Annotated in this window: 11 protein-coding genes; 4 read left to right on the top strand and 7 right to left on the bottom strand. The window is 74.5% G+C overall.

The window, feature by feature from the left end:
• Nucleotides 1-4: 4 nt before the first annotated feature.
• Genes ACXJY8_RS00695 through tsaD form a run of 4 tightly spaced genes read right to left on the bottom strand, consistent with a single transcriptional unit; the run spans nucleotide 5 to nucleotide 3,366 of the window.
• Nucleotides 5-469 carry an opioid growth factor receptor-related protein gene (locus tag ACXJY8_RS00695; protein ID WP_463774951.1) on the bottom strand — a complete coding sequence of 155 codons (465 nt, stop codon included), beginning with the start codon at nucleotides 467-469 and terminating at the stop codon, nucleotides 5-7.
• On the bottom strand, nucleotides 466-1,455 hold the full coding sequence (locus tag ACXJY8_RS00690; RefSeq protein ID WP_463774948.1) for an NAD(P)H-dependent glycerol-3-phosphate dehydrogenase: 990 nt from the start codon (nucleotides 1,453-1,455) through the stop codon (nucleotides 466-468). The genes ACXJY8_RS00695 and ACXJY8_RS00690 overlap by 4 nt, the downstream gene beginning before the upstream one ends.
• On the bottom strand, nucleotides 1,452-2,330 hold the full coding sequence (locus tag ACXJY8_RS00685) for a GNAT family N-acetyltransferase (RefSeq protein WP_463774944.1): 879 nt from the start codon (nucleotides 2,328-2,330) through the stop codon (nucleotides 1,452-1,454). The genes ACXJY8_RS00690 and ACXJY8_RS00685 overlap by 4 nt, the downstream gene beginning before the upstream one ends.
• Nucleotides 2,323-3,366 (bottom strand): tRNA (adenosine(37)-N6)-threonylcarbamoyltransferase complex transferase subunit TsaD, encoded by a 1,044-nt coding sequence (gene tsaD, locus ACXJY8_RS00680; protein ID WP_463774941.1) that lies wholly within the window; start codon nucleotides 3,364-3,366, stop codon nucleotides 2,323-2,325. The genes ACXJY8_RS00685 and tsaD overlap by 8 nt, the downstream gene beginning before the upstream one ends.
• A 171-nt stretch (nucleotides 3,367-3,537) precedes the next feature.
• On the opposite strand from tsaD, the gene ACXJY8_RS00675 reads away from it, so the two are divergent.
• The 4 genes from ACXJY8_RS00675 (at nucleotide 3,538) to ACXJY8_RS00660 (ending at nucleotide 9,761) form a co-directional block, all read left to right on the top strand.
• A complete protein-coding gene (locus ACXJY8_RS00675) occupies nucleotides 3,538-4,263 on the top strand; it encodes a uroporphyrinogen-III synthase (RefSeq protein WP_463774938.1) in 726 nt (241 codons plus the stop codon).
• A gap of 129 nt (nucleotides 4,264-4,392) precedes the next feature.
• Complete coding sequence (locus tag ACXJY8_RS00670; RefSeq protein WP_463774934.1) at nucleotides 4,393-6,687, top strand: translation initiation factor 2; 2,295 nt, start codon at nucleotides 4,393-4,395, stop codon at nucleotides 6,685-6,687.
• A gap of 135 nt (nucleotides 6,688-6,822) precedes the next feature.
• Entirely contained in the window at nucleotides 6,823-8,493 is a 1,671-nt protein-coding gene (locus tag ACXJY8_RS00665; RefSeq protein WP_463774931.1) for a heme biosynthesis protein HemY, read from the top strand.
• A 143-nt stretch (nucleotides 8,494-8,636) separates the two neighbouring features.
• Nucleotides 8,637-9,761, top strand: coding sequence for a DUF2336 domain-containing protein (locus ACXJY8_RS00660; protein ID WP_463774927.1), 1,125 nt, complete (start codon nucleotides 8,637-8,639; stop codon nucleotides 9,759-9,761).
• 34 nt (nucleotides 9,762-9,795) lie between these two features.
• Here ACXJY8_RS00660 and ACXJY8_RS00655 read toward each other — a convergent pair whose 3' ends face one another.
• The 3 genes from ACXJY8_RS00655 to ACXJY8_RS00645 all read right to left on the bottom strand — a co-directional run bounded on the left by ACXJY8_RS00655 (nucleotide 9,796) and on the right by ACXJY8_RS00645 (nucleotide 12,918).
• Entirely contained in the window at nucleotides 9,796-10,137 is a 342-nt protein-coding gene (locus ACXJY8_RS00655; protein WP_463774924.1) for a DUF1491 family protein, read from the bottom strand.
• Between the two features lie 31 nt (nucleotides 10,138-10,168).
• Entirely contained in the window at nucleotides 10,169-10,888 is a 720-nt protein-coding gene (locus ACXJY8_RS00650) for a peptidoglycan-binding domain-containing protein (RefSeq protein ID WP_463774922.1), read from the bottom strand.
• An 89-nt stretch (nucleotides 10,889-10,977) separates the two neighbouring features.
• Entirely contained in the window at nucleotides 10,978-12,918 is a 1,941-nt protein-coding gene (locus tag ACXJY8_RS00645) for a sensor histidine kinase (protein ID WP_463774919.1), read from the bottom strand.
• Nucleotides 12,919-13,222: the final 304 nt, after the last annotated feature.

The following is a 13,222-nucleotide window of genomic DNA, read 5'->3' as shown; positions in this document are numbered from 1 at the left end:
GCCGTCAGGCCCTCCGGAGTGCGGAATCCCAGTAGTGCAGGCTCTGGGAATTGACCGGCGCGCCCGCCTTCCGGTTGCGGGCGGTGACGAAGGCGTGGAACTCGCCGGCCGCCTCGAGCCCGAGCAGGTCCGACACCGCCGAGAGGATGCGGGTGATGCGCAGGTGGTTGTGGTCGTGCGAGCGCAGCCAGCCGTCGGTCTCGGCATAGAATCGGGTCATGCGGCCCAGGGCGGCGCGCAGGCCCGAGAGCGCCGCCGGATCGGCGCGGATCGCCTCGGCCTCGGCCCGGCTGAGCACCGGCGCGCCCGGCACGGCGAGACTCGCCTCGTGCAGGGGGAAGCACCACTGGATGAAGTCGTGCACGCCCTCGATATGCGCGTCGTCGAAGGCGAGGACGTCCGGCAGGCGCCGGCCGGCCCCGTCGTCGCCGGTGCCGGCCAGGAAGGCGCGGACGGGATATTGGCTCACTCGGCTTCTCCCCGCAGGGGCCGCGCCAGCAGCGCGGCGATGACCCCATCGACGCTGGCGCCGCCCGAGACGATGGCGGCGACCGCCTCGGCCACCGGCATCTCGATCCCCCGGGCGCGGGCGAGATCGACCAGGGCGGCGGCCGTGAAGGCGCCCTCCGCGAGCTTGCCGCCCGAAGCCGCCTCGGGCGAGGCCCCGGCACCGAGACGCTCGCCGAAGGCGAAGTTGCGCGATTGCGGCGACGAGGCGGTGAGCACGAGGTCGCCGAGGCCCGACAGGCCCATCAGTGTCTCGGGCCGGCCGCCATAGGCGCGGGCGAAGCGCATCAGCTCGGCGAAGGCCCGGGCGATCAGGGCCGCGCGCGCGCTCTCGCCGAGGCCCCGCCCCGCCACGATGCCGGACGCGATGGCGAGGACGTTCTTGCCGGCCCCGCCGATCTCGACGCCGCGCACGTCGTTGGTGTGGTAGACCCGGAGCGCCGGCCCCGAGAGCGTACCGGCCAGACGCGCGGCGAGGCCGGCATCCGCCGCGGCAAGCGTCACGGCGGTGGGCAGGTTGCGGGCGACGTCGGCGGCGAAGCTCGGGCCGGACAGGACCGCCACGGGGGCGGAGGCGCCCAGCTGCTCGGCCGCGACCTCGCTCATGAAGGCGTCGGTGCCGCGCTCGATCCCCTTGGCGCAGAGCACGATGGCGGCCTGCGGTGCGAAGGCGGCGCCCAGGGCGGCCAGCACTCCGCGCAGGGTCTGGGCCGGCGTCACCATCAGGACGGTGCCGGCCTCGGCCAGCGTCGAAGCTTCGGCCGTGACCGCGATGCGCGCGTGCAGCGGCACGCCCGGCAGGTAGCGGGCGTTCTCGCGGGTGCCTTCCAGGCGCGCGGCCGCCTCCGGGTCGCGCAGCCACAGGGTGACGTCGTGCCCGGCCGCGGCGGCCGCGTTGGCAAGGGCCGTGCCCCAGGCGCCCCCGCCGACGACTCCGATCCGCCTCATGCGCTCGTCCCTCGCGATGTGAAGTGGTCCGCCCGCAGACGATACAGCAGATGGGCGCGCAACGGATGGCCCGGCGGCAGGGCCGGGTGCGGAAAGCCGCCCTCCGGGCGCATGCCGAGGCGCTCCATCACCCGGCGCGAGGGCGTGTTTCCCTCGGCGGTGAAGGCGACGATCTCGCTCAGGCCGCACCGGCCGAACAGGTCGGTCAGGGCGAGGCGGGCGCCCCGCGTGGCGATGCCGAGCCCCCAGGCGCTGCGCGCGAGCCGCCAGCCGATCTCGACGCACGTACCCGGCCGCTCGCCGCCCGGGAACGGCATGGGCCGCAGGAGGCGCGCTCCGCCGATCATCCCGACGAAACCCCGCCCCTCCGCCTCCACGGCCCAGGGGCCGAAGCCGTCCACCACGAAGCGCCGGGCGCAGGCCCGGGCCTCGGTCCGGCTCGCTTCGGGATCCTTGGTGGCGGGGAAGTGGCGCATCACCTGCGGGTCGGCGTTCAGGGCGGCGAAGCGCGCCTCGTCGCCCGCCTGCCAGGACCGCAGCCGCAGGTCGCCGTCGTGCAGCTCCGTCGGTGGCGTCGCCGCATCGGCGTCCCGCAGCTTGCCGCGCAGGGCGAGCGAGCGCCGGTTCAGCGCGAACAGGTCGGCCCGGCCGGCCAGGACCGCCTCCCCGAGTTCGGTGGCCGCCGCGATCTGGTCGAGGGGCAGGTTCGCCCAGGCGGGGGCCCGGACGCTCTCGCGCCAGGGTCCGCCGCAGGTGTTGTCGAGGAGGATGCGCGCGAAGCAATGGTCGCGCTGCACCGGCCAGTCCGGTCCGGCGGCCTCGGGCAGGCGCCGCTCCACCAGGGCGCGCCAGCGCAGCCGCGCGGCCTCAGGCAACCGCCTTCGGCTCCGCGAAGGGCCAGCGGGCGCGGGCCGGCGCGGTCAGATCATCCACCAGGCCAAGGCGCAGGCGCTCGATGCCCGCCCAGGCGATCATCGCGCCGTTGTCGCCGCAGAGGGCGAGCGGCGGCGCCACGAAGGCGAGGCCCGCCTCGCCCGCCTGTGTGGTGAGCGCCCGGCGGATCGCGCCATTGGCCGCGACGCCACCCGCCGCCACCAGGGCGGTGGGGTGGCCGGCGACGCCGGCGAAATCGCGCATCGCCACCCGCAGGCGGTCGACCACCACGTCGACCACCGCCGCCTGGAAGCTGGCGCAGAGGTCGGCGACGTCGACGGAGGAGAGCGGGGCCAGCTTCTCGGCCTCGATCCGGAGGGCGGTCTTGAGGCCCGACAGGGAGAAATTGGCCTCGCGGCGCCCCAGCATCGGCCGCGGCAGGGCGAAGCGCTCCGGATCGCCGGTCTCGGCCAGGCGCTCGACCTCGGGGCCGCCCGGGTAGCCGAGGCCGAGCAGCTTGGCGACCTTGTCGAAGGCCTCGCCGATGGCGTCGTCGATGGTGGTGCCGAGGCGGACGTAATCGCCGACCCCCTTCACCGCCACGAGCTGGGTGTGCCCGCCGGAGGCCAGCAGCAGCAGGTAGGGAAACCCGATGCCGTCGGTGAGCCGCGCGGTCAGCGCGTGCGCCTCCAGGTGGTTGACGGCGATCAGGGGCTTGCGCGCCACCAGCGCCAGGGTCTTGGCGGTGACGAGGCCGATCAGCACGCCGCCGATCAGGCCGGGGCCGGCCGCCACCGCGATCCCGTCGACCTGGGCCAGGGTCAGGCCGGCGCTGCCGAGCGCCCGGTCGATCAGCCGGTCGAGCACCTCTACATGGGCGCGGGCGGCGATCTCGGGGACAACGCCACCATAGGCCGCGTGCTCGGCGATCTGGCTCAGCACCTCGTTGGAGAGGATGCGACCGCGCCCGTTCTCGCCGGGGGCGACCACGGAGGCCGCGGTCTCGTCGCAGGTGGTTTCGATGCCGAGGACGTTCATGGACGGCGGATCATCTCGAGAGACGGCAGGGTGCCCCCTGGGAAGCGCGGCACCCTATCGTCCGCCTCTCCCGGCGGCAACGACGGGTTGCCACCGGCGGCGGGACGGGCATGGATGGGCGGGGACGTCCGGTACTGTTCAGGGTGCGGGTTCGGGGGAGCGTGGGGCGGAATGCGGATCTGGGTGGCGCGGCCCGAGCCGGGGGCGACGCGGACGGGAGCGCGCCTCGCCGCACTGGGGCATCACCCCCTGGTCGCCCCGGTCCTGGCCGTCGAGCCGACCGGACAGGGCCTGCCGGAGGGCTCCTTCGCCGGGCTGATCCTGACCAGCGCCAACGCCGTCACCGCCCTTACGCTCGAGGATCGCGCACGCCTGCGCGCCCTGCCCGCCTTCGCGGTCGGTGCGCGCACCGCCGCCCTGGCGCGGGAGGCCGGCTTCGCAGATCTGCGCGAGGCGGCGGGCGATGCGCTGTCCCTCGCGCGCCTCGTCCGGGCCTCGCTGGCCGAGGGCGCCCACCTCCTCCACGCAGCGGGGGCCGAGCGCAAGGCCGAGCCCGCCGCTTCCCTTGCGGCGGCCGGATTCAGTCTCACGGTGCGCGCGCTCTATGCCGCACGGGTCGTGGCAGGGCTGCCGGACGCCGTGGCCGCGGCCCTCTCCGCCGGGGATCTCGACGCGGTGCTGCACTATTCCCGGCGCAGCGCGCAGGCCGCACACGATCTCGCCAACGCGGCGGGGCTCGGCGGAGCCTTCGGGGGACTGACGCATTACTGCTTGTCGGCCGATGTCGCCGTGCCCCTGGTCGCCGCCGGGGTCGCGGTCCATTTCGTGGCCGAGCGCCCCGGGGAGGACGCGCTCCTCGCGGGATTACCGGCCTCCGGGCCGACAGGATTTCGATAAGGGCCTCGCTCCGGCGGCGGCCCTGGTGCTAGGACGAGCGCAAGAAGCTGCGCCGCCAGCCTCGACCCACCGGGCGCCGGATGCGCCGAACGGGCCGGGCTGCGGGAGACGGGAAGGGAGCCTTGAACCGTGAAACCACCCAACAGCGACGCCAACCGCCCGGGCTCTCCCACCGGCAACCGGCCGCCCGAGCCCGGCAAGCCGACCGCGCCAGGCTCCACGATCCCGCCGAAGGTCGAGGCGTCGGCCAAGCCCGACCTGGCCGGCGCCGCGCCGGGCACCTCGGCCAAAGGCGAGCCGGTCAGGGAAGGCGTGAAGACGGACGCCGTGAAGACGGAGGCCGCCAAGGCCGCGATCCTCACCCCCGATGCCGGCAAGACCGATGCAGGCAAGGGTGAGATCGGCAAGGCTGACATCGGCAAGGCTGACATCGGCAAGACCGATGCCGTGAAGCCGGATGCCTCGAAGCCGGACCTGACCCGGCCCGATCCGCTGGCCGTCGGGTCCGCCAAGACTGACGCGATCAAGGCCGACGCGCCGAATCCGGCTTCACTCAAGACCGATCCGTCGAAGATTGACGCCGCGAAGGCCGAAACTTTCAAAGCCGAGGCCCCGAAGGCCGAGCCCATCAAGGGCGACGCCGGCAAATCCGAGCCGCCCCGCTCCGGCGGCTTCGGCGGCACGTCGCCCGGTGCCCGCCCGGGTCAATCCGTGACCGACGGCCCGATCATCGACCTGAAGGCCAAGCGCCTGCCCGATCCCGTGCCGCCTGCGAAGACCGCCGGCGCCGCCGGGACTGCGACTGCCGCCGGTGCCGCCGGTGCCGCCGGTGCCGCCGCGGCGATGTCGGCCAAGCCGGCGGACGGCAAGCCCGGCGACACCAAGACCGGCGATACCAAGCCGTTCGACCCCAAGCCGTTTGACCCCAAGCCGTCCGACCCCAAGACCTCCGATGCGAAGAACGGCGGCGATGCGCCGAAGTCGGCCGGCCCGACCACCCCGCGCATCACGCCGGCCGCCGCGGCCGCGCCCGCCGCCTCGCCGGGCGCCGGCTTCGGCTCCCTCGTCACCGCAGGTCTCCTCGGCGGCGTGGTCGGTGCGGGCCTGCTCTTCGGGGTCGCCCGCAGCGGCCTGATGGCGCCGGGCGAGGATGCGCGCATCACCGCCCTCGACCAGCGGATCGCGGCCCTCGCCCCGAAGGACGCCCTGGCGGGCCTCGACAAGCGGGTCGCGGCGAACGAGGCCGCGCTGAAGTCCGTTCCCGAGGCGGTCTCCACCGCCCGTCAGGCCCTCGAGAAGGCGAGCGCGGCCCAGGGCGGCGCCCCGGCGCCGGCCGAGGGCGCACAGGCCGCCGCCCCGGCCGCGATCCCGGCCGATCTCGTCGCCCGCCTCGATGCCCTCGACCAGCGCGTCTCGGCGCTGCAGGAGGAGCCCGGGCGCGACCAGGGCGGCGACGCCCGCATGGCGGTGAGCCAGGCGCCCGCGCCGCAGCTCACCCAGCTCGAGCAGCGCCTCAAGGCGATCGAGGGCAAGGTCGATGCGGCGCCCAAGCCCGCCGCCCAGCCCGACCTGTCCCCGAAGCTCGCCGCACTCCAGGGCGACGTGGACGCCAAGACCAAGGCGAATGCCGAGGCGGCCCAGGCCCTGAGCCAGAAGGTGACGGCGCTCCAGCAATCGCTCGAAGCGCGGGTCCAGGCCGCCACCGAGGCGGTCCAGTCGGCGACGCAGGCGAGCGAGAAGGTCGCCGACGCCAGCAAGACCCAGGCGGCCGAGGCGGCGAAGGCCGTGGAGCGCCAGCTCCAGGCCCAGGCCGACAAGATCGCCGGGCTCGACAAGGCCGTCTCCGAGCGCGCCGAGACCGCGACGCTCCAGGCGGCCCTGCGGGTCGTCTCCGCCGACCGGATCGCCACCGCCCTCAACACCGGGGCGCCCTACGCCGACGCGCTCTCGGCCCTGCGCGGCCTGGAGCCGGGCGATCCGGCCCGCCTGACGGCGGTGGCCCCCTTCGCCGACAAGGGTGCGCCGACGGCCGCCACCCTGGCGGCCGAGTTCCGTCCCATCGCCGAGAAGATCGCGGCGAAGCGCCGGGCCGCGCAGAGCAAGGCCGTGGCCGAGACCGGCGACATCGGCACCAAGCTGATGAGCATGGCCGAATCGATCGTCCAGGTCCGCCGCGTCGACACGCCGGCCGCCGGGGGCGCCAACGCGCCGGCGCCCGACACGGCGCCCAAGGTGCAGGAGGCCCTCGATCGCGGGGCCATCAAGGAGGCGGCCGAGGCCTTCGCGGCCCTGCCCGAGGCGGCACGGGCCGAGGCGGGCGATTTCGGCACCAAGCTGGCCTCGCGCGCCGCCGCCGGCGACGCGGCGCGGGGCCTCCTCGCCGACGCCTTCAAGGGCCTGCCCGCCACCGGCGCCTCCCGTTGAGCGCACGGCCGCGCCTCCTGCCCTGCGGCGGGTCGCGCGGCCGCCCGGATTCCGCGTGGGAGCGTCCCGTGCTCCCGCCCCCGACTCTCGGTGTCGCCGGACCGGCCGACGCCACTCCCAGGAGTTTCTGATCTCATGTGGCGCGCCCTCGCCTTCCTGGCCCTTCTCGCGGTCGCCGCCTATGGCGCGACCTGGGTCGCCGACCATCCCGGCACCGTCACCATCGTGTGGAACGGCTACGAGGTGGCCACCAGCCTCGCCATCGGCCTGATCGGCGTCCTGATCGCCGCCATCCTGATCGGCTTCATCTGGGCCATCGTGCGGGGGTTCATCACCCTGCCGGAGACCCTGGTGCGCGGCTCGCGCGACCGGCGCCGGGCAAAGGGCTTCTCGGCCCTGTCCCGCGGCATGGTCGCGGTCGGGTCGGGCGATCCCCTCGCCGCCCGCCGCCACGCCAACGATGCCGAGCGCCTGCTCGGCGCCGAGCCGCTGACGCTGCTCCTCAAGGCCCAGGCCGCGCAGATCTCCGGCGACCGCGAGGCCGCCGAGCAGGCCTTCCAGCGCATGGTCAACGACCCCGAGACCCGGGTGCTCGGCCTGCGCGGCCTCTTCGTCGAGGCCCGACGCCGCGAGGACGACGCCTCCGCCCGCGCCTACGCGGCCGAGGCCGCCCGCCTGGCGCCCAGCGTGACCTGGGCCAACGAGGCCGTGCTCGAGGCGCAATGCGCCGACGGCGACTGGAGCGGCGCCAACGAGACCGTGGAGCGCCGCGCCTCCCTCGGCCTGATCGACAAGGCGACCGCCCGGCGCCAGCGCGCCGTCCTGCTCACCGCCGCCGCGCAGGAGCGCGAGGCCGGCGAGCCGGAGGCCGCCACCGAGCGCGTTCTCAAGGCGGTCAAGCTCGCGCCCGATCTCGTGCCGGCCGCGGTGCTCGCCGCGCGCCTGATGGTGCGCCGGGGCGACCTGCGGAAGGGCGCGAAGATCATCGAGGCCGCCTGGCGCGCCGGCCCCCATCCGGATCTCGCCAAGACCTACCTGAACCTGCGCACCGGCGATTCCGTGCGCGACCGCATGGCCCGGGCCGAGACCCTGGCCAAGATCTCGTCCTGGCACCCCGAGGCACGCCTCGCCATGGCGCAGGCCGCCTACGAGGCCCGCGAGTTCGGCCAGGCCCGCGACGCGCTGGCGCCGCTCCTCGCCGACCGTCCGACCGTCCGCGCATGCCTGACCATGGCGCGTATCGAGGAGGCCGAGCACGGTGCCGGCTCGGGCCGCGCCCGCGAGTGGCTGTCGCGCGCCGCCCACGCCCCGCGCGACCCGCTCTGGGTGGCCGACGGCATCGCGTCCGAGCATTGGGCGCCGGTCTCCCCGGTGAGCGGGCGCCTCGACGCCTTCGTCTGGAAGACCCCGACCGAGCTGATCGCCGGCCCCGAGGAGCCGCATGCCGAGGACGAGACGGCGCCCGAGGGCGCGCTCGCGGCCCCGGCGCCCACGCACAGTTCGGCTCCCGTCGCCGCGCCGACCGAGGCCAAGGGCACGACGGTGCTGTTCCCGTCCGCGGCCGGCAAGGATACGGGCGGCAAGGGTACGGGCGGCAAGGATGGCGGGGCCAAAGAAGCGGGCGTGAAGGAAGCCGGAGCGAAGGACTTCGGAGCCACCGCGCCGGTGGCCGCCGGCATGGCCGCGGCGGCCGCGAGCCCGCCTCCGGCCGCGACGCCCGGCCCGATGGCCGCCAACACCCCGACGCCGGTGGTGTTTCCGCCGCCGAAGGCCGGCGAGGCGGCCCAGCCCCGGCGCGCGGTCTGAGAGACGTCGCGTCCCACGCTCCGGTCGGGGCGTAGGATCGGCATGGCGCAAGCGGGGACGGTCGGGGCCGACCGTCCTTAAAGGTCGGTTCACGCAATTCCGCTAATCCTTGCGATCAGCGAGTTCTGCGTAACCGAAGTGCCATGTCCCCATCATTCGACGATGCGCCGGACCTCTCCGGCCTGATCGAATTGTCGCGCCTCGACAATCTCGATCTGAAACCCGTCATCCTCCGGGTGCAGACGGATCTCTTCCTCTCGGCCGGCGTCCGGGACCGCAAGACCGTGGCGGCCTTCGCCTCCCTGGCCGGCGGCCTGATCCCGATCGTCGACGACGAGACCGCCGAGATCGTCGCCCGCAAGCTCGCCGCCTTCCCCGACACGCCGCCCAGCCTGCTGGCCGCCCTGGTGGAGCGCGGCGGCGGCGCCCGGGACGCCGTGATCTCCCAGGCGCCGATCCTGACCCAGGCCATGATCCAGGCCGCCCTGGCCGAGGATTCCGAGCTCGGCCCCGCCATCGCGAGCCGGCACGACCTCAGCCGCGCCACCCTCGCCGACCTGATCGCCCGCGACGACGCCGCCGTCGACCGGGCGCTGGCCGCCAACCCGGCCGCCCATCTCCAGGGCGAGATGCTGGCCCGCCTGGTCGGCCGCGGCCGCCGGAACCCCGACCTCGGCCGCGCGCTCCTGGCCCGCCACGACCTCGCCCATGCCGACGTCGCGCCGCTCTTCCTCCTCGCCGACCAGACCCGCCGGGAGGCGATCGGCCAGGCGATGATGGCGACGGCCGCCCTGCGCCCGAACCCGCCGGCGCCGCGCGAGGCCGGGGCGGTGCTCACGGGCTTCGCGGCGCGCGCCGACATCGCCGGCTTCATCGCGGCCCTGACCGAGATGCTGGGGCTGCCCAAGGGCTTCGTCACCACCACCCCCGATCCGTCGCTGCGCTACGAGCTGCTGACGGTGGCCATGCGCGCCGCCGGCCTGCACGAGGAGGAGGCGGTCTACATCTACCTGACCCTGAACGAGGCGGTCGCCCGCTCGGTCGACCGGGTGTTCGATCTGGTCAAGCTGTTCCGGACCCTGCCGCGGGCCGCCGCGCGCGACCTCCTGTCGGCGATCCTCGACTGGACCCCGCAGGAGCGCGCCGCCGCGACGGCGCACCAGCCCTACCACGCCCCGGACGCGCAGCGTCCGCGCGCCCAGGCCGCTGCGGCCGAGCGCCCGCCCCTGCGCACCCCCCTGCCGAGCCGCCAGCGCCAGACCAGCTGAGCGGTGCCGCCGGCCGGGCTCCGGTCGGCGCGCCCTACTCGGCGAGGTCGAGGCGGTGACGCCCGGCCCGATCGTCGATCTCGACGATCCAGAGGTCGTCGTCGAAGCGCAGCTCCTTGCCGAGACGGATCTCCACATCGGCGGGCGAGGCTTCGCTGAGGAGCGTCACGAAGCGGCGGTCGCCGTCGGCCTCGGCATCGACCAGGGCCTGCGGGGCCGGCCCGTAGAGGTCCGCGCTGCCGTCGAGACGATCCACCTTCACGAAGATCGCCCCCGCCTCGGGCGAGCCGCGCCGGCGCTGGACCGCGGCGATGCCCTCGATGTCGAGGCGGCGAAGATGGGCGGAGACCCAGAAATCCGAGCGCAGGCGTGCCATGCGCGGGTCTATAGCACGCCGCCCCGCCGGATCAGCCCCGGGTCGCGCCCGCCCGGGTGGCGAGTTCGCGGAAGGTCCGCGGCGAGGGTTCGCCCTTGACCGGCAGCTTGCGGTCGCGCTCGAACTTCTCGATCGCCGCCCGGGTGCTCGCCCCCATCAGCCCGTCGGCCTTGAGCGGTCCGTAGCCGAGCTTGACCAGGGCGCGCTGCGCCTGGGCGAGGGTCAGGCCGCCGAGACTCGCCACCGAGGCGGTGGTCTCGGCCCCGGCCGGCTCGCCGGCCCGGATGATCTCGCCGATGCCGTCCCGCGCAGTCTTGGCCGCGCCCTCGGGTTTCGCCTCGGACTTGGATGCCTCGGATTTGGACGCCTCAGACTTGGACGCCTCCAACCTGCCGGCTTCGGCTTTGCCCGCCTCCGTGCGGGCGACGGCGGAGGCCGCGGGCTTCGGCGCCTCGGCCGAGCGGGAGAGCGGCGGCTTGGCGGCGAGCTTCGGGAAGATCGGCGCCGGATGGCGCCCCATCTGGTAGCCGAGTGCGTTCAGGCAGATCATCGACACGGCGCCGAGCACGACGGCGACCCCGAGCACCTCGCCGGGATGGCGCAGGACGGCCCGTCCCGCGCCCCCCGCCAGCGCCCCGAGGCCCGCGAAGCGGCCCGGGGCCGGCCGGCGCCGGGCTGCGGGCCGCGCCTCGCGGGCGCGGGACGGAACGACGATATCTCGCTGGTCGCGGCGTGCTTGCGGCTCGCGCATCGGATCTCCTCAGGGCTGGTCGCAACGGCGGTCGGGCCCCGCAGGACGCGGGGCCCGGATCACCGGGGACGGGCAGGGACGCGGCGCGCTCATCCGGCGCGCCGCAGGGGAACGTAGCTCTCGCGCACCGGCTCGGGGCTCGATTCGAACAGGCCCATGGGCCGGCGCATCGGCACGGGGCCGTCCTTGGCGGCGGCGACGAGGCTGCCGCCCGTCACCGTCGGACGCAGGCGGGTGCGGATCGGTGCCGACGGAATGGCGCCGGTGCCGACGCGGCACTCGCGCGGGAGGGTGACGGTGATCGTGGTGCCCTCACCCCGGGTGCTCTCGATGAGGATGGCGCCACCATGCAGCCCGACGAGGCCCTGCACCACGGAGAGGCCGAGACCGGTCCCCTCGTGGGTGCGCTCGTAGCCGCCGGCACACTGGTAGAACGGGCTGCCGACGCGGGGCAGGTCGGCCTCGCTGATGCCGATACCGGTGTCGCCGACGATGACGTCGAGATGCTTGCCCGTGCCGCGCAGGCCGATCTCCACCCGCCCGCCGCGCGGGGTGAACTTCACGGCGTTCGACAGGAGGTTGATGATGATCTGACGGCAGGCGCGCATGTCGGCCGTGATCTCCACCGGGGCGGCCCCGGCCTCGCGCACCAGGGCGATGCCGGCCTGGTCGAACTTGAGCTGCATCAGGTTGCAGCAGGTCTGGAGCAGGGCCGAGAGGTCGAAGGGCTCCGGCGCGTAGTCGAAATGCCCGCTCTGGATGCGCGACATGTCGAGGAGCGTGTTCACGACCTCCAGCAGGTGCTGGCCGGAATTGCGGATGATGCCGGCGTATTCGCGGGTGCGCTCCGGATCGGTCGCCATCCCGCCCTCCCCCGAGAGCACCTCGGAGAAGCCGATGATGGCGTTGAGCGGCGTGCGCAGCTCGTGGCTGACATTGGCGAGGAAGCGGCTCTTCACCTCGTCGGCGCGCTCAGCCTCGGCCCGGGCCTGCTCCAGCTCCTCGGCGTGGCGGCGGTGCTCGGTGACGTCGCGAGTCACCGCGACGACGCTGGATTGCAGCCGGCCGGGGACGGCCGTCTCGGAGGCGCGCCCGTCGATCCGGTGGATGCGCATCTCGGCGAAGATCACCTGCGCGGCGCCCTCGGCCCGGGTAGCGGCGAAGTCGAGATGCAGCCGGAACTGCACCCGGGCCGGACGGCCGTGGGCGGCGACGTCGCTGAGGGCCTGCAGCAGCAGGGGACGGTCGCCGACATGGACCCGCTCCAGCAGGCCGTGGCCCTGCAGGGCGGCCGGCTCGGCACCGAGGAAGCGGGTGGCCGAGGCGCTGGCCTCGAGGACGCGACCGTTGTGGTCGTGCCAGGTGACGAGATCGTCGATGGCCGAGAGCAGCATCCGGTCGCGGCGCTCGTTGTCGCGCAGGCGGGCGAGCCAGCGGCCCTCGTGGCGGAAATGTTCGAGGGCCTGGGCGGCGATGTGCCCGATGGCCGTGATGGCGAAGACCGGCATCGCCAGGGCCCGCGACCATTCCGGCAGGGTCGCGCCCTCGGCCAGCGGCGGCAGCAGGGCCACGGTCAGCGCCCCGAGGGCCGCCACGATGGCCGCCGCCAGGGTGGCCCGCCGCGAACCCGAGACCACGGCCTCCAGGGGAATGGCCACGAGCCAGATCGCGGCGGCGGAATCGGCGCCCCCGGTCATCATCGCGAGGCAGACGACCACGCCGGTCAGCCCGGCCGAGGAGATGGCGTGGGCGAGCCAGAGGATGCCGGTGCGGGACAGGAGCACGGCGGCGAAGACCGGCAGCATCAGGCTGGCGATCGCCAGGGCCTCGGCGCCGGTCGGGACCCCGCGCAGCACGAGGTAGGGCGGCAGGCCCAGCATCATCATCAGGCCGGTGGCGAGGCGGGAGACCAGGAAGCGCTCGTGCCGGAAGCGCACGCCGCCATCCTCTTTCACCGACTCATGGACGAGCCCCGCGAGGCGGACATCGATGAGGGAAGCCAGGGCACCGTAGATACGCAATACCGACACGCACAGCGCGGGCAACAGCCTGACGGCCAACCCGACGCCCCTTGGCTCGACGAACACTCGACAGGGCCGAACCTCGCAGAGCCGACTTAAGCGAGTCTTGCGCTAGTCAGTCCGATTGTCTCCGCATGCTTTCCGGGATGTAACCGTGACCGGTCGAGCCGGCAGACCTTTTCGGGGCATGACACGAAAAAGCCTGGATGGACTTCGCGCTAATCTTGTGTTCACCATTCGGGCGCTTTCCGGGCGGCGGGTCAGGTGGTCTTTACTGGTCGCCCGCGACGGTGTTCGCGCCCCGGCCGGGGCG

The organism is Methylobacterium sp. TK31 (assembly GCF_055361545.1).
This window is presented reverse-complemented; position numbering and strand designations above follow the sequence as displayed.